We start from the raw sequence: 18,855 nt of genomic DNA on the forward strand, positions 1-18,855 counted from the left end.
AACGATGAAAAAGATTAAACTGATAACCACTTTACTTGCACTAGCAACACTTGCTTTTGCCCAAGAAAATAATGCGGCTTGGCCTGTACTCAAAACCTACGACCAGGAGCATATCCAGAAAATCAAAATGCCAGTGGGTGGTATTGGTACCGGCACTATTTCCCTCACTGGACGTGGTAGTCTGGAAGACTGGGAAATAATGAACCGCCCGGCTAAAGGCTTTAATCCAACCTTGGAAAATTGGGGTCCTGTAAAGGAAAAAGGACCATTCTTTGCCATTTATGTAGAAGATGGCGAGGGTGAGAAGCAAACCAGACTTCTGGAAGGAATGCCTGATGAGTCCACTTATGAAGCAGCTAATGGTGCATTGGCTAATCAGATTGGTTTGCCTCGTTTTGGTCAAACGACGTTTAAAGCAGCTTATCCTTTTGGACAAGCGCTGTTAAGTGACGAGAAGCTTCCTGTGGAGGTGGTTGTTGGGGCATACAATCCACTGATTCCTGGAGATGTGGATAATAGCAGTATTCCTATGGTGGTGCTCAATTATGCCGTAAAAAACACAAGTGCGAAAGATATCAACATCTCGCTAGTTGGTACAATTCAGAACTTCATCGGATATGATGGAAACAGAGGAAAGGCCAAGCAAAATGTAAATACAATACGAGAAGAAGATGGGCTGAAAGGACTTCATTACACGTCAAATGGTGTAGATCCGGCCAGCGAACAATGGGGAAGTTTTAGCTTGGTTTCCTTGAATAAAGGGCAAACAAGTTACCGTACTGCCTGGCAAAAGAAAACAGGGCGTTGGGACAAAAAACGCCTGGACTTTTGGGATGATTTTAGTGAGGATGGAGTGTTGGAACCTCGTGAAAATGACGAAGCCAATGCGCCAATGGGGTCCTTGGCGGTGAAAACAACCCTGCAAGCCGGAGAAGAAAAAAACTTTCGTTTTTTGATCGCGTGGCACTTCCCTAATCGTCAAACATGGGACAAGCCGGGTTTCCAGAAGATGATTAAAGCAACAATGGGAAATTATTATACCACAAAGTATGAAGATTCCTGGGACGTAATTATTAAAACGCTTCCGCAGCTTGATGACCTAGAGGAAAAAACCAAGATGTTTGTTAAGGCTTTAATCGAAAGCGATATTCCAGATGTTGTCAAAGAGGCTGCCTTGTTTAATGCTGCACACTTACGAACACAATTGGCTTTTCGAATTAAAAGTGGACAGATGCTGGGATGGGAAGGTATTTTTGATGACCGTGGAAGTTGCTTTGGTTCGTGTACCCACGTCTGGAATTATGAACAAACCACCGCTTTCTTATTTGGTGAATTGGCCAAAACCATGCGCGAAGTGGAGTATAAATATGCCACGGATGATGAAGGGATGATGAGCTTTAGAGCTTACTTGCCTTTAGATTCAGCTCAAAAGTGGAATAAAGCAGCGGCTGATGGTCAGATGGGCTGTGTGATGAAGTTTTACCGCGACTGGCAGTTATCTGGCGACGACGCTTTCTTAAAAGAGCATTGGCCCAAGGTGAAACAATCTTTGGAGTTCTGCTGGATTCCTGGTGGATGGGATGCCGATAAGAATGGCGTAATGGAAGGCTCGCAGCACAACACCATGGATGTGGAATATTTTGGTCCGAATCCTCAAATGGGCTTTTGGTATTTAGGTGCTTTAAAATCAGCTGCTGAAATGGCTGAATATTTAGGCGATAAGAAATTTGCAAAAGAGTGTCGCGCGCTTTTTACTGAAGGCTCTGAGTGGATGGATGCTAACTTATATAACGGCGAATATTACGTGCAGGATATCCAACCACCGATGTCAGCAGATAATGTAGCACCATCGCTAATTGGAGCAACAGGTGGAGATAAGTCTACCGACTTTACCTCACCGGATTATCAGTTAGGTGAGGGTGTTTTGGTTGATCAATTAGTTGGACAAGTGTTTGCTCATCTTGTTGGTCTGGGTTATTTGGCTGATCAGGATAAGATTAAGCAAACGACAGCTTCTATAATGAAATACAATTATGTGGATAAGATGTATTCACACGCCAACTTCCATCGCTCCTATGCCATAGGCGATGAATCGGCCTTGCTGATGGCTGCCTACCCCGGTGAACGTCCCGAAAAGCCTTTCCCTTATTTTACGGAAGTGATGACAGGCTTTGAGTACACTGCAGCCATAGGTATGTTGCAGGAAGGGATGACTGAGGATGGCTTGAAGTGTATCCGTAATATCCGCGATCGCTATGACGGTAAAAAACGTAGTCCTTTTGATGAAGCCGAATGTGGTCACCACTATTCACGCAGTATGATTGCCTGGGCAGGGGTATTAGCGACCTCTAATTTTCATTATTCAGCGGTTGATAAATCAATGTCTTTGACTTCATTACCCGGAACTTATTTCTGGAGCAATGGCTATGCCTGGGGAACCTGTGAGGTGAAAGAAAAGGAAGCGGTACTTACCGTACTTTCCGGTTCAGTAAAGCTGGATAGTTTTTCGCTGGATGGATTGGGAGAAAAGAAATTGAAGGGTAAGATCATCTTTGAAGGTGATGAAGTAGCGATTAAATTTTGAATATGGCCTTAAAAAACAAATTACAGACCGATGAAAACAATATCAAGTTTACTGATTTTGGGATTGCTTACTATGAGCAATGTAATTAATGCATCAGAAATAAAGATTAACTCTTTAAGTGAGTTAGCAAGATATGCTTCCGATAGTGGTAATGTAATTATTATGCAACCAGGGGTTTATCAAATGGAAGATTACCTTACTGCTGATATTGTTAAAAATACACTGCCGGATAAAGTAGGAAGATACGCTATGATTAAGTTTAGTGGAGGTAACAATACTTTTGATTTCACAGGCGTAACAATAGAAGTTAATACAAAACTTTTAAGCATTTTTAAAGCAAGGGTAACTGAGTTTTATGTACAAGGAAATAATATTCACATTAAAGGATTAACGGTTACCGATATGGGTAATCACCCAACTTTTAAAGGAGGACATTCTTTTACTGTAGCCGGAGATAATGTAAAAGTTGAGAAGGTTACATTAAATGTTAATGGTTCTTCCCCTTATGGTTATGGCGATTTGCTGGGTAAGGGTCGTGGCGCTTTGGTTCCTTTAAAAAAGCATAGCGGCATGTGTATCGAAGGCCTTAACGACACTATTGTAGATTGCTCTATCTACTCTAAATCTTTTGGGCATTGCTTTTTTGTGCAAGGAGGAAGAAATGTATATTTCGAAAATTGTTTTGCTGAGGGAGTGACCAGAACAACTGATGAAATGCTTGCCGAAAAATCAGGACCGGCTTTTGATGTAGGTTTTGCTTCAGTGTATATTAATTATAACGGAAAAAAATTAATTCCGCCGGGATATACAAAGTCATTAAATGAGTGCGGTTTTCGTATGTATGGCAAAGGTGGGGTAAATGGTATTCGTACCGGAGCGGTTACAGCAGTCAATTGTAAAGCGAAGAATACACGTATAGGATTTGCTTTTGCCAAGATTACCGGAGATGTTTTAATTAAGAATTCTGAAGCCATTGGCTGTGAAAATGCTTATAACATTACAGGAGTTCGCATTGAAAACAGTCGCGGTGATGTGGTAAATGGCCCCCTGTTGTATGTGAATAAGGGTAATGTTGCAAATGTAGAATTGTTTTTGTTACCCGCAGTATCAAACACCACAGTACACGCACTTGCCTGTATCGCTGGCAATGATCATAAGGTCACCATTAAAAAGTGGGACAACATGGCAAGGAATCAGATTCATCCAATAAAGATTGGTTCAACCCGACCACCTTCAACCAACGGTTTTTGCCCATTGGGATCGGCGCCAACCTCAGGGGTACAATTATTTAATTATACAGGGATGCCGGTAGAGCTTAATACAAAAGCTAATTACAACACCATTAATAGTAAGGGTGATGTAACCGATAACGGAGTCGGTAATAAGGTAATTTCGGTGGAATAATCAATCCTATTTAAGGTTGTGAATCTGTTTGTAAATCATGTATTACAAATTGTTTATACAATTTATAGTACAAGCTAAATCATATAGGATCTTAAAAATAACGTTTATAGATCAGGTAAATAAAAACTAAAAAATGAGAATTATGCATAAGTATTTTAAAATGAGCTTTCTGTTCACTTTGTGTTTTTGCATAACAGCTTTACAAGCGCAAACAAATAAAGACATGGATCGTGAGGAGTATAAAATCTCAAAACAAATAGGAGAGACTTTCAACTCCGATTGGCCAGTGTTAACCTCATACGACCAGGAACATATGGCCAGAATTGCCATGCCGATTGGTGGTATTGGAACCGGTACTGTATCTCTTGGTGGGCGTGGAGACCTGCGCGACTGGGAGATCATGAATACGGCAGCCAAGGGATATATTCCAACCAGTGAAAACCTTAGATACATTGGACCATTTTTTGCGTTGTTCACACGGACTACAGATGGAAACAATGATACGCGCGAGCTTGAAGGGCCTTTAGACGTATCCCTTTACGAAGGTGCATTTGGAAGCCCGGCGGTAAATCACGGTTTTCCTCGTTTTGAATCCTGTAGCTTTAAGGCGGCCTATCCCTTTGGTCAGGTACTACTTTCCGACACGCATGTACCGCTCAATGTGCGCATAAAAGCCTTTAACCCAATGATACCGGGAGATGCTGATGCAAGTGGTATCCCTATTGCAGTGATTACATACGAGTTGACGAATTCTACAGATCGAGAGGTGTTTGCATCGGTTTGTGGGAGTATGCCTAATTTCATTGGAATGGACGGATCTGTTCTGGAACCTAAAGGAAGAGGAGGGGCTTGGGTTGCAATGGGTGCAAAAGACAATAAGAATGCCTTTGAAAAAGAAAAATATGCGCAAGGAATTTTCATGAGTTCGAAAGGTGTTGATAAGGATTCTGATAGCTGGGGAACCATTGCCATAACCACTTCCAGTGATGAAAAGATTAGCTACCGTACCTCATGGAGCAAAGGAGAGTGGGGCAATTCACGCCAGGATTTTTGGGATGATTTTAGTGCCGATGGCCAACTCGAAAGCCGGGATCCGAACATTGAAGATCGGCCAATGGCTTCACTAGCTGTGGAAGTTACCATTCCCCCCAATGCCAGCCGCGAAATCACATTCTACCTTACCTGGCATTTTCCCAACCGTGCGAGCTGGACACCTGCTGATGATGGCTTCAGCAATACGCTTACTAACTATTATGCTACAAAGTATGCAGATGCATGGGATGTGGCCGAAAAGACTATACCAGAACTGCCGAATCTGGAAAGCAAAACGAAAACATTTGTTAATGCTTTTGTAAATAGTTCGTTACCTTCTGTTGTAAAAGAAGCTGCATTGTATAATACTTCTACGTTGCGCACCCAAACCTGTTTTCGTACTGCTGATGGTAATTTCTATGGTTGGGAGGGTACCAGTAATAATAAAGGGGTTTGTCATGGCAACTGTACCCATGTTTGGAATTACGAGCAGGCAACACCTTTTTTATTTGGAGACTTAGCGCGTACTATGCGTGAGGTGGAATTCGGTCACGCTACCGATAATACGGGAATGATGAGTTTTCGTGTGGGGTTGCCTCTTGAACGTGCCACCTTGTTTAACCGACCTGCTGCCGATGGTCAGTTGGGGAGTATTATGAGAATCTACAGAGACTGGCACTTGAGTGGCGACAATGAGCTATTGCGGAAACTTTGGCCTAGTGTTAAGAAAGCTGTAGAATTCTGCTGGATTCAAGGTGGCTGGGATCCTGATATGGATGGAATCATAGATGGTTGTCAGCACAATACGATGGATGTACAGTATTTTGGTCCTAATCCGCAGATGGGTATTTGGTATCTTGGCGGGTTAAAGGCTGCCGCAGAAATGGCAGATTATACAGGAGATAAAAAATTTGCGAAAACCTGCCGCCAATTATCTGATCAAGGAAGCAAATGGATTGATGAAAATCTGTTCAATGGAGAATATTACATCCATATTATTCAGCCTCCCAAAAGCCGCGAAGGTATTGCTGTACCCCTTCTAAAAGGTTTAGAGTCGAAAGATTTAGGTAATCCAGCCTATCAGCTGGGTGAGGGCTGTTTGGTTGATCAATTGGTGGGGCAGTTTCTTGCACATATATGCGGACTTGGCTATCTGACTGATGAAGCAAATGTGAAAACCACCCTCAAAAGCATTATGAAGTATAATCATAGGGACAATAGCAACTCGGACTTTAACTGCATGCGCTCCTTTGTGTTGGGAGACGAAAAATCACTGGTTATGGCCAGCTATCCGGGAAAACGTCCGCTTCATCCTTTCCCATATTTTACCGAAGCTATGACAGGATTTGAATATACGGCAGCCATTGGAATGATGTACGAAGGGCAGACTGATGAGGGTCTGACCTGCATTAAAAACATAAGGGATCGGTATGACGGACGAAAGCGCAATCCTTTCAACGAGGCCGAATGTGGGAACAATTATGCCCGTGCAATGGCTAGCTGGGGTGCGGTACTGGCCATGACTGGATTTCATTATTCTGCGGTTGATAAATCAATGTCTTTTACTTCAATACCCGGAACTTATTTCTGGAGTAATGGCTATGCCTGGGGAACTTGTACGGTCAAAGAAAATGGAGCAGAACTAAGTGTTTTGTCAGGACAAGTGGAACTGGATACTTTCTCTTTAGATGGTCTTGGAACAAAGAAGCTGAAAGGGAAAATGATTGCTGAAGGAGGGAAGTTGAATATTCAATTTTGAGAATCAATTTTCAATCATCAGGTAAAAAAAAGGATTACTGAAGCTTACGAGTGACGATACTTGAACATTGTAAATTATCTATTGATCATTGAAATGTAATATGTAAGTTTAAATTATTCATTTTCATACAAGCTATTGGGCAATTTGAAACAAATGATAAATAAAATAAATTTCAAACAAATGAAGAATATAATATCGCTTCTGATTTTATTAGTTTTAATCTCATCTTGTTGTAGTAAAACTGTTTCTACACCCAACATCGTGATAATAATGGCCGATGATCTTGGCTATGGAGGTGTTTCTTGTTATGGAAATACAACGATTAATACCCCAAATATTGATGCTTTAGCGGCAGATGGCGTGAGGTTTACTGATTTTCACTCCAATGGACCAGCATGTAGTCCTACTCGAGCTGCTTTGATGACAGGTAAATATCAACAGAGAACGGGTGTGGGTGGAGTTATTACTGCAAAAGGTCATAGAGATGTTGGTTTAAGTTTAAGCGAAATAACTATTGCTGATGAGTTCAAAAAATATGGTTATAATAGTGCAATGTTTGGTAAGTGGCATTTAGGATATTCCAAAGATTACAATCCAACCTATCAGGGTTTTGATGAATTTACAGGATTTGTAAGTGGAAATATTGATTATCATGCACATATAGATTTAGTAGGTTATCTTGATTGGTGGCAAGGAACTGAAATAAAAAATGAGGAAGGTTACAGTACTGATTTAATAAGTGACTATGCTGTAGATTATATCCAAAATAACAATCCTAATAAGACAGGGAAACCATTCTTTCTTTATATTCCGCACGAAGCCCCCCATGCTCCTTTTCAAAGACGCGTAGATAAGGCTGTCAGGAAGGTTGGTGCCCCTCGTGATATTAGGGGGGTAATTCAGGATAGTATTCCGGCAATTTATAAAGAAATGGTGGAAGTTATGGATGAGGGAATCGGTAATGTTGTAAAAACTTTGAAGGAGACTGGTCAGTATGACAATACGGTTATTGTGTTTTTATCCGATAACGGGGCAATGAGATTCGGTCATAATGGTATTTTGAGAGGTTTTAAAGGTGGAGCTTATGAGGGGGGCAGCCGTGTTCCTGCAATTATTACTTATCCTGCCAAAATCAAAAAAGGAATAGAAAATGATGAACTCGTTCTCACAATGGACTTACTCCCCACTTTATTAGATTTAATAGGTCAAAAGCCAAGTGCAGAAATCATTGATGGTATTTCTATCAAAGAAAACTTAATGTATCAAACCCAACTTCCAGAACGTGATGTCTTTTTTGCTTTTAAAAATATGAGTTTTGTTAGAAGTGGAGATTGGAAACTGATTCGGATAAAAAATAAAAAAGGTGTCAAACTAGAGCTGTATAATTTATCGGATGATATACAAGAAAAGAATGACCTGCGTATAGACTATCCTGAGCTGGCTAATAATCTGTTGAAGAAGATTGAGTTGTGGGAGGTTGAGGTAAGCAAAGGAGTAAGCGTTGTGTCGTATTAATCTTATTTTAAGCAAATTATTTCACATAATTAATGAAACGAATTGTATTTATATTCAGTGTGCTATTGGCAGTATCTTGTAGCCATAAAAACGAAGAAAAACCCAACCTAGTCATCATCTTTACCGATGATCAGGGCTATGGTGATTTGAGCTGTTTTGGAGGTGAGCATGTGTATACGCCTAATATTGATAAAATGGCTGAGGAAGGTGCCAGACTAACCAGCTTCTATGTAGCTGCCCCCTTGTGTACGCCCTCGCGAGCTGCATTAATGACGGGGTGTTACCCAAGACGTATAAGCATGGAGCCGCCTTCTAGTTTAGCTATTGAACTGCCAAATATTCCCAAAGGAAAGCGTTTTCCTGTATGCCTCGCCGCCGATGGAAATGGTTTAAATCCTGATGAAGTTACCATTGCCGAAATTGCCCAATCTGCCGGATATCGCACAGGTATGTTTGGGAAATGGCATTTGGGTGATCAACCGGAGTTTTTACCTAGCCGACAAGGATTCGAGGAATTCTTTGGTTTACCCTATAGTCATGACATTATGCCAAGGCATGCCAGACAAAAATATTTTAATTTTCCGCCTCTCCCTCTTTTGGAAGGCGAGGAAGTGATTGAATTGGATCCGGATGCTGATTATTTGACCAGAAGAATTACTGAAAGAGCTGTGAAGTTCATCAAAGACCATAAAGACGAAAACTTCTTCCTATATATTCCTCATCCCATACCACATGGGCCTGTGGCAGCTTCGGCCGAAAGTAAGAAAGAATATGCGGAAGTCTTGGCTAGCGGAATAAAAGCTTCTCCAAAAATTTATGAGAATGCGATTTATGAGATTGATTGGTCTGTAGGCCAAATCTTGGCTACCCTAAAAGAACAAGGAATCGATGATAATACGATTGTACTTTTTACAAGTGACAATGGAGCTGGTGGAGGTAGAAAACTATCTAATAAACCTTTATCAGGAGGTAAAGGAAAAACCTTAGAGGGTGGAATGCGCATGCCTACTGTAATTCGCTGGCCAGAAAAGATTGAAGCTGGCAGTGAATTTGACCAATTGATAACGGCTATGGATGTACTGCCCACGTTTGCTAACTTAATAGGAGCTAAAATGCCCGAAGACCGAATCATCGACGGAAAGGACATCATGCCCGTACTTTTGGATGGTGCAGAAAGTCCGCATGAGTACTTTTTCTATTCCCATTGGGGAACTTTGGAAGCGGTACGATGGAAAGACTGGAAACTCCGCATCATTAATGGGGAGGAGTCTCTTTACAATCTGAAGACTGATATTGCAGAGCAAACCAATCTCAAGGACCAACATCCTGCCATTGTGGCGCAACTGAAAAAGGCGATGCTTGAATTTGATAAGGAAGTAACTAAAAATGCTCGTCCTGCAGGTCATGTGGAAAATCCTGTTGCATTGACCATTAAATAGATAATAACCAAAGGAATAATTGAATTCTAGGAAATGAATTGGAGATATATAAGATCTTTTTTCGCAATGGTGTTTTTTGTGTTTATTACACAAAATGTGCATGCACAAACAAAAATAAGAGTGCTCAATTTTCAGGCAGACAACGGTTTTCAGCATAAGTCAAAACAAGCCGGACTGGAAATGATTGAACATCTGGGCGAAATCAATAATTGGGAGGTGCATACATCCATTGATACCTCGGACATAAGCATGAAAAAGTTAAGCTCTTTTGATGTAATTGTTTTCAACAACAATTGTGGAAATAAAGGGCGGATTTTTTCAGATGCACAGCACCGTGTTCTTCAAAATTATATTCGCAGTGGAGGTGGATTTGTTGGAATTCATTGTGCAGGAGCCATATGGAAAGAAGGTGGTGAATTTCAGTTATGGTACGAGAAATTAGTGGGGACAAGCTTGGTAAAACATCCTAAAGTTCAACCAGCGAAATTAATTGTAGAAAATAAAGAACATATATGCACCTGCCATTTACCTGATGAGTGGATGGTAACCGATGAATGGCACACCTTTTCCCACAACCCCCGTAATAATGTGAATGTACTCATCTCGCTTGATGAATCTTCGTACGAAGATTCACCCAAAATGGGAGGTGACCACCCTTTTACCTGGTATCAGTATTACGATGGAGGTCGTTCGTTTTTCACCTCTCTTGGGCATACCATTGATATTTATGCCGATGAGAATTATCAAAAGTTGGTTCAGGGAGGGATTATATGGGCATCGGGTATGGCAGATAAACAATTAAAACTACCTGTAGCCGAAGGTTTGATGCTTGATTTAGATGCAGATTACGGCATATCCCTTGAAAAAGGAAACCGAATTAGTTCCTGGAAAAATCAAGTTGGAGAAACAGTTGTTAAATCGTTTGATAAACAAGATAAAGGTAGAATAGAAGCTGGCTCAGGCATGCCGCGTTTAAAACTAAATGTACCAGAACTGAACGGGCATAATTCCGTGGTATTTCATCGCCAGGAAATGGTGAACGAGCATGAGGATGCTTTTGACCATTTAACGACCGGAAGTGGGTATACATGGTTTGCTGTGATTTCGGTTTATGAGCAGGTACAGGGTAAACCCGGCGTGAACGCTTTTTTCGGAAATCTACGAAATACTAATGTGGATAAAAAAGGCCAGTACGAAGGTCTTTGGGCCGGTTTAAGCGACGAAAATCAGATGTGGACAGGTGCTAGAAATGCGCTTCAAAAGGGATTGTGGAATGAAAACAGTCCTCATGTCTTGTATGATCAACCACTGGAAGCATCTCGCTACTACCTCGTAATGGGAAGAATGGGTTCAGGAACGGATAAGGTGCCTATAGAGCTCTTTATTAATTCAAATGAGCCGGTTGCCAGTGAAGTGTTTCCTGTAAACACAAAGGCAAATCCTTCAAAAATGGTGATAGGACAGGAACGCGATGCCACAAATCATCCCGGAGTAGAATCCTTTGATGGCGAAATAGCCCGGTTTTTAATATTTGACCATCCCTTATCCGATGATGAAATAATTAATGTAATGAAATATCTGGAGAAAAAATATAACATACAATTATGATACGAAGATTAACATACGCATTAGCAATATTATTATGTATTGCAGGAAGTTTATTTGCACAACAAACCAATGATTGGCCCGTGCTAAAAGCTTATGATCAGGAGCATACAGGACGTATAGCCATGCCTGTTGGTGGTATTGGAACAGGTACCATATCATTAAGTGGTTATGGGGCGTTGGTAGACTGGGAAATTATGAGTCGCCCGGCTAAGGGTTTTAATCCTCAATATGCTGGTGTAGGAGTAATTAATCGTGCGCCATTTTTCTCCATTTATATTAAAGAGGAAAATAAAGAAGGTCAGGCAGTTCTTATGGAAGGCCCGGTTCCTGACTACTATGACGAAGGATTTTATGGATCTAAAGCACCTAACCACGGTCTGCCGCGATTTGATGAGGCTACATTCCAAACAGCTTACCCTTTTGGTCAGGTATTACTACGTGATAAAAAACTACCGGTTGAAGTAACAGTAGGCGCTTTTAATCCGTTGATTCCTGGTAATACCGATGAGAGCAGTTTGCCATTAGCAGTTTTGAGTTATAAAGTAAAAAATACAAGTAGCAAAGCAATCACTATTTCCTTGGCAGGTAACATCCCCAATTTTATTGGTTTTGATGGTAAAGAAGGAAAAGCGTATCCAAATGTAAATACCTATAAAGAAGAAAACGGATTAATGGGTATCCATTACACGGCTGGTACGGATGTAGATACAAGCACTACGCAATGGGGAACCTTTAGTTTAACAACCAATTGTAAAGGTGAAGTTTCGTACCGTACATGTTGGAAACCAGGAGAATGGGGTAATAGTACACTTGAGTTTTGGGATGACTATACCGATGATGGTGTATTGGAAGAGAGAACATCCGAGCAGAAAAGTAATATGGGTTCTTTGGCTCTAAAAACCACGCTTGCTGCGGGAGAAGAAAAAGATATTCGCTTTTATGTCACATGGAATTTTCCAAACAGAAATGGCTTTAATAATAAGGAGAATGTAGGGAACTATTACGCTACTCAATATAACGATTCTTGGGAAGTTGCTCAGAAAGTAATACCTAAAATTCCGGAATTGGAAGAAAAGACAAAGACTTTTGTTAATGCTTTTATTAACAGCGATATTCCGCCTATTATTAAGGAAGCAGCTTTGTTTAACCTGGCACACTTTCGCACCCAACTGGCTTTCAAAACTAAATTTGGTTATTACCATGGCTGGGAAGGAATAAAAGACAACGAAGGTAGTGGAACGGGCACTTGCACACATGTATGGAACTACGAACAAACAATCCCCTTTTTATTTGGCGATGTTGCACAAAATATGCGTGAAGTAGAATTTGCCTACGCTATGGACGATAGGGGAATGATGAACTATCGTATTAATCTTCCTCTAAAAACTAAAGGAACGAGTTTTAGTTTGGGTGCAGCAGATGGTCAGATGGGGTGTATTATGAAATACTATCGCGAGTGGCAGCTTTCCGGTGATGATGCCTTCCTGAAAAAGAACTGGTCCAGTGTAAAAAAAGCAATGGAATTCTGCTGGATACCAAAGGGCTGGGATCCTGACAAAGACGGAGTAATGGAAGGGAGTCAGCACAACACCATGGATGTGGAATATTATGGTCCAAACCCTCAAATGGGATTCTGGTACTTGGGTGCATTGCGTGCAACCGAAGAAATGGCCAATTATCTTGGAGAAAAAGATTTTGCAAAAACTTGCAGGTCCTTGTACGAAAATGGTTCAGCCTGGATGGATAAAAACCTTTTTAACGGCGAATATTATATTCAGGAAATCGTGCCTCCCATGCATCTCGACAGTATTGCCAATGGCCTCATCCGTGTAAAAAGAAGGTTAGTAGCCGATGATCCTCAATATCAACTTGGTGAAGGTTGTTTGGTTGATCAATTGGTGGGACAGGTAATGGCGCATATCCTTGATTTAGGTTACTTAACTGATAAGGATAACATCACTAAAACCAATGAATCTATTCTTAAGTATAACTATCGTGATAACTTGCTGAAACACCCGAACTTCATGCGCTCATATGCATACAAAAATGAATCTGCCTTATTAATGGCAGATTATCCGCGTGTTCGACCAAAGCAGCCATTCCCATATTTTACCGAAGTAATGACCGGATTCGAGCATACCGCTGCAGTAAGTATGTTATATGAAGGTCAGACAGAAGAAGGCTTACGTACCATTCAGGATATTCGTAATCGTTACGATGGTAAAAAACGTAATCCTTTTAACGAAGCAGAGTATGGTCACCATTATGCGCGCAGCATGATGGCTTGGGGAGGTGTAATTGCTACAACTGGATTCCAGTATTCAGGGGTAAAAAAAACAATGCGTTTTACTTCTAAACCAGGAACTTATTTTTGGAGTAATGGCTACAGTTGGGGCACCTGTGAGGTAAAAGATGGAGAAGCCATTTTAAAAGTACTATATGGCCAATTGGAATTAGATAGTTTTTCGTTAGAGGGGCGAGGTACAAAGAAAATTAAAAGTAAAACGATACATTCAACAGAAAAAATAAATATTAAGTTATGAGACTAATTTTTATTCTGGGTCTAATACTAAGTTTGAACACTATTGGTCAAAATCAATTGTTCAGCGCCAATAATGCAACGAACAAAAGCCTTTTAGTTCATAACAATGCGAATGTCCTCCTGACCGATACCAAGACTCATTCGCTTAAAACCGGATCCTCTGAATTTATCGCCTCAATAAATAGTTTGAAAGATCATGTAGCCGGCACCGCAACCTTAACCGCAAATGAATTAAACATTGAGAAACTGACGTTGGAACAGTATATGGAGGTATTGGAAAATGATGTGTATTCTATTAAAGCAGCTTTTGAACTTGTTGCGGCTTTTGAAGCCAAATATGGTGGATTATTTACAAAAGGAACAACTACGGAAGGTGGTTTTTTAAGGTCGGCAAGTGGATTTGAACTGGAGAATGTGATGCTGGACCTTCAACAAGGGCTTATAGATTACGCCTATACGGAGGATAATTTAGTCAATAACACTTCGCTTTTTGAAAATGTGAAGTTTGAAACATCTTCATTCTTCCCGGGGTCGGTTGACGCTCCTTCTAATCCGAATATCAGCTATACGGTACAGGTTAATGGTACCCACATGCCCGTTTGGGGTTCCCAACCCAATTATGTGACCGAAGATGCCCGGAGACCTACCGGATGCTATCTGGCACCTGGTAGTATCGCCACAGTTACCGTTCCATCATCATTGCTTGGAACAGGGGCTAGCCTAATTGTAGGGGCACATAGCTGGGATTTAAGTAAAAAATCACAGATTAAACGAATGAATCGTATCTCAAAGCGATATGAGATCCATTCTACCACTATCACCATTGCCAATCCGCTTGGAGGTGGAATTTATATCAACATTCCTTATGAAAAAGATCTCGGCCTCCTGGAAATCACATTGGAGAACGTTGTTAGATCACCTTTTTATTCACGTACAGCAGCTAACCAGACTTCGCTTTCAGATTGGCTAAACACGGAACGTTACCATCCGGCACCCTGGGCCGACTTTGAAACCGAAAAATTTATGATGCAGGTTCCCACCGCATGGATCTATAATATGGACGATCCGGTAACATTAATGAACGAATGGGACCAATCAATGGATGCGGTTTCTAAACTGCATGGTCGCCCCTTCATCAGAGCCAAAACAGGGTTGTACGTGCAGGTTGATGTTATTCTGCGTGGTAGTGCAAACTACCCCGGCTACCCTCAGTCTAACCATGCCTATAACCCTTACAATACCCATACGGCAGGATATTATTCAGGCCATCCTTTAATCCAGGGCCCACGTTATAATAAAAGTAATTTATACGTTGTTTTTCACGAATTGGGGCATGCCGAGAAGATCCCTAAGTTTTCCGGTGAGTTAGAGTCCTACATTAACTTCTTATGGGTCGCAGTTCAGAATAACAAATTTGATGTGAGTCTGGATCAGGCTTTCCAGGAGTCTTTTGCACCGAATTTCAAGATGACTATCGACCAGGCAGCCATAAGTTGGATGATTACAGAAAACTTTAGAAGCGATAATCCCATGAGGGATATAAGCGGTGGAAAAGAAGGCGCGTATCAACATAGAGGCTATGGTAAGTACGCTGAAATTGTACGACTTTTTGGTTGGGAAGCCCTGGAAGATTTTTATTCTTCCGTAAGTCAGGATGCTGAAAATGGGATCACCTATTCCATCAATTTTGACCCTACAGATAGCAGAATATTAAGGATGTCAAAAGCAGCCGGTGCAGATCTAAGACCATTGATACACTTTTGGGGGGTACATCCCCTCAGCTTTAATGGGCTCGAAACATCAATTAATGCAGACACCTCCATACATAAATCATCAAAAATATTCGATCAGTTGCAATATTATAAAACTATTATTCCCAAGACCAATACGGATTTTCAAAACTTCGGGTTAAAACATTTTTCTGAATCTAAAATCAACAACTATTCAGGATCCAACATCTGGTCTTATCAAGAAGGTTTCTATAAATACTGGTGGGATCTTTACGATGAAGTGGAGGCCAATGCAGCCATTAAAGAGATTGATCATATTATAAATATTTATTTCCCGGAAGGAAAACCAGGCGATTCCTCTCAAATAACACCCTACCCTAAAACGGATGATGTTAGTGTATACCCCACTTTATTTAAGGATCATCTTATTGTTGAGGTGAAGAAACCTGGTAATATATATATCTATAACCAACTTGGTGTCTTAATGATCAAAGAAAAAGTTAAGGGTAATACCACTATTTCTACCCAAAATCTTAATTCTGGCATTTATATTATGCACCTTGACTTTCCATCCGTGAACACGACAATTAAACTTGTAAAACAATAAGAACGAGGATACTTTTTGAAAATGTTTGATAGCTAAATCTTAAAACTAATAAATTATAAATATGAAATTCGCAATAGTAGTAGTATTTACCATACTGTTTGTTAGCATTTCCAAGGCTCAGGATGCTGACTTGGGTTGGCCGGCACTAAAAACGTATTCAGGTGATTACGCCACGAAAGTGGCCATGCCCTTAGGAGGTATAGGTACCGGTACAGTATCCATTGGAGGTAGAGGCGACTTGCGCGATTGGGAGATTGTCAACCAGGGTGCCCTGGGTTGGAAACCTGTATTCAACTCGGGCAAAGGGTCTATTTGGGTTGCCCCGTTTTTTGCCATACGAACCATTACTCGTGATGGTAATAATCAAACCAGGCTTTTGGAAGGCCCGCTTTCTTCGGACAATCTGGACGGTGATTGGGGCAGCAATGAACTCAACAGTGGTTTTCCCCGCTTTATGTCTTGTGAATTTAATGCGGCATACCCGTTGGCCCAAATTAATTTAAGCGATGAGAACAGTCCGGTTGACGTTAGCATAAAAGCTTTTAACCCAATGGTTCCTGGCGATACAAAAGTCAGCAGCATTCCAGGGGCTATTCTTAAATATGTGGTACACAACAAAACGGATCAAGCTCTAGAGACAACCGTGTGTGGCGCTATTCCAAACTTTATTGGTACCGATGGTTGGGGAGGTAGCGCAGAAGGTAATAAAAATACGTTCCGCAAAGAGAGCACCTTCACCGGTATTTTTATGGAAAATGAAAATAAAGATACCCTCAATGGAAAATGGGGAACCATGGCATTGGTAACTCCGGAAACTGAAGGGATTAGTTATCGCACGCAATGGCACTCTGATTTTAGATGGAATGGTTCTTTGATTAATTTTTGGGACGATTTTAATGATGATGGCATGCTGGAAGAACAGAAAGGAAAGTATCAGGGAAATAAGCCTGCAACTCTAGCGGTCAAAGCTTCCGTTCCCCCAAATGGAACCAAAGAGTTTGTGTTTGTTTTAACATGGAACTTTCCAGTAAGATTGGCCTGGGAAGCACAACCTAATTATGGTGAACATACGCCGATAAGAAATCATTATGCCACGGTTTACGCCGATGCCTGGGATGTGGCTAAAGATATTACACCCAACCTTAAAACCTTAGAAAAAAGAACAGTGGAATTTGTTGATGCTTTTATAAATTCGGATGTTCCGGAAGTACTGAAAGAAGCTGCCTTATTTAATATGGCCAATTTGCGCAGTCAAACTGTTTTTTGTGATGAAGATGGCTATGCCTTGGGTTGGGAAGGGACTGGCAGTATAGAAGGAACAGCCATCAACCCTAAAGGAGCAAAAGCCGGGTGGGGGTTTGGCAGTTGTACCCATGTGTGGAATTATGAGGTAACCACGCCGTTTTTGTTTGGTGACGTCGCCATGGGTATGCGTGAGGTTGAGTTTAAATATGCTACCAATTTGGAAACCGGCGCCATGGCCCACCGTGTTCGGGTTCCGTTAAAAACAGCTGAACAGAGAATGAAAACAGCGGCTGATGGCCAGCTCGGATGCTTGATAAAAATGTATCGGGAATGGCAGCTGTCCGGCGACAATGCGAAACTGGCAGAACTTTATCCATACATAAAAGCAGCTATGGAGTTTGCCTGGAAAAGCAGTGGTTGGGACAAGGATGCCAATGGCGTATTGGAAGGGAAACACCACAATACCATGGATGTGAACTACATTGGCCCAAACCCTCAAATGGCTACCTGGTATCTGGGAGCATTAAGGGCAAGCGAAGAAATGGCGCTTCATATGAAAGACAAGGCTTTTGCAAAAAAATGCAGGGCTATGTTTGAAAACGGTAGCCAATGGGTGGATGAGAACCTGTTTAATGGTGCGTATTATATTCAGAAAGTACCTGAACCTACCGACTTTCAGGTTGGTGAAGGAATCCTTGTGGATCAGCTGGTGGGGCAATACCTCGCTCATACATGTGGATTGGGTTACCTTTTGGATAAAGACAAAATGACGACGACCTTAAAAACCATTAAAAAGTACAATTGGAAGGAAAATTTCAATAACCATTTGAGTACGTTCAGGAGCTATGCCGTTAATGATGAAAAAGGACTGGTTATGGCCCATTATCCTGAAAATAAGAGGGAAGCACGTCCATTTCCTTATTATAGCGAAGTAATGACCGGCTTTGAATATAGCACAGGTGCCCACATGTTATACGAAGGGTTGGAAGATGAAGGATTAGCCGTTTTTACTGCGATTAGAGACCGTTACGATGGTAAAAAAAGAAACCCGTTTAACGAGGGTGAATTTGGTCACCGTTATGCAAGGGCCATGGCATCATATAGCGGTTTATTGGCGTATACTGGTTTTGAGTATAGTGCTGTAAACGGAACGATGAAATTTAATAACCTGGAAGGGAAATACTTCTGGTCTAACGGCTATCAATACGGAACCATTGAAATAAAAGATAAGGGAGACGAAAAATCAGTGATGCTTACGGTTCTGAATGGAGAACTTTCTTTACAATCATTGAGCCTGAAAGGATTTGGTAAAGTGAAGATTAAAAAGGGAAAAACCTTTCAAGAAGGAGAAACTACAGCGTTAATGGTTTTAGAAAATTGACAAAAGCAT

At 41.1% G+C, this 18,855-nt stretch carries 9 protein-coding genes; all 9 read left to right on the forward strand.

What is annotated here, in order from left to right; genetic code table 11:
• The first annotated feature begins 4 nt into the window (after positions 1-4).
• Positions 5-2,584 (forward strand): GH116 family glycosyl-hydrolase, encoded by a 2,580-nt coding sequence (locus ACT29I_RS13525; RefSeq protein ID WP_444793695.1) that lies wholly within the window; start codon positions 5-7, stop codon positions 2,582-2,584.
• Between the two features lie 30 nt (positions 2,585-2,614).
• Positions 2,615-3,988: a hypothetical protein gene (locus ACT29I_RS13530; protein WP_430934662.1), complete on the forward strand. Its 1,374-nt coding sequence runs from the start codon at positions 2,615-2,617 to the stop codon at positions 3,986-3,988.
• Positions 3,989-4,130: 142 nt separating this feature from the next.
• Positions 4,131-6,779 (forward strand): GH116 family glycosyl-hydrolase, encoded by a 2,649-nt coding sequence (locus ACT29I_RS13535; protein WP_444793696.1) that lies wholly within the window; start codon positions 4,131-4,133, stop codon positions 6,777-6,779.
• A 180-nt stretch (positions 6,780-6,959) separates the two neighbouring features.
• Entirely contained in the window at positions 6,960-8,294 is a 1,335-nt protein-coding gene (locus ACT29I_RS13540) for a sulfatase-like hydrolase/transferase (protein WP_430934660.1), read from the forward strand.
• Positions 8,295-8,326: 32 nt separating this feature from the next.
• Positions 8,327-9,733, forward strand: a complete 1,407-nt coding sequence (locus ACT29I_RS13545) for a sulfatase family protein (protein ID WP_430934659.1) — start codon at positions 8,327-8,329, stop codon at positions 9,731-9,733.
• 33 nt (positions 9,734-9,766) lie between these two features.
• Positions 9,767-11,341, forward strand: a complete 1,575-nt coding sequence (locus ACT29I_RS13550; protein ID WP_444793697.1) for a ThuA domain-containing protein — start codon at positions 9,767-9,769, stop codon at positions 11,339-11,341.
• Complete coding sequence (locus ACT29I_RS13555; RefSeq protein WP_444793698.1) at positions 11,338-13,884, forward strand: GH116 family glycosyl-hydrolase; 2,547 nt, start codon at positions 11,338-11,340, stop codon at positions 13,882-13,884. The genes ACT29I_RS13550 and ACT29I_RS13555 overlap by 4 nt, the downstream gene beginning before the upstream one ends.
• Positions 13,881-16,220, forward strand: coding sequence for a M60 family peptidase N-terminal accessory domain-containing protein (locus tag ACT29I_RS13560; RefSeq protein ID WP_444793699.1), 2,340 nt, complete (start codon positions 13,881-13,883; stop codon positions 16,218-16,220). Before ACT29I_RS13555 ends, ACT29I_RS13560 begins: the two co-directional genes overlap by 4 nt.
• Before the next feature lie 61 nt (positions 16,221-16,281).
• Positions 16,282-18,846 (forward strand): GH116 family glycosyl-hydrolase, encoded by a 2,565-nt coding sequence (locus ACT29I_RS13565; protein WP_444793700.1) that lies wholly within the window; start codon positions 16,282-16,284, stop codon positions 18,844-18,846.
• Positions 18,847-18,855 lie beyond the last annotated feature (9 nt).

Origin of the sequence: Saccharicrinis sp. GN24d3 (assembly GCF_052400645.1) — a bacterium.
Lineage (GTDB): Bacteria > Bacteroidota > Bacteroidia > Bacteroidales > Marinilabiliaceae > Saccharicrinis.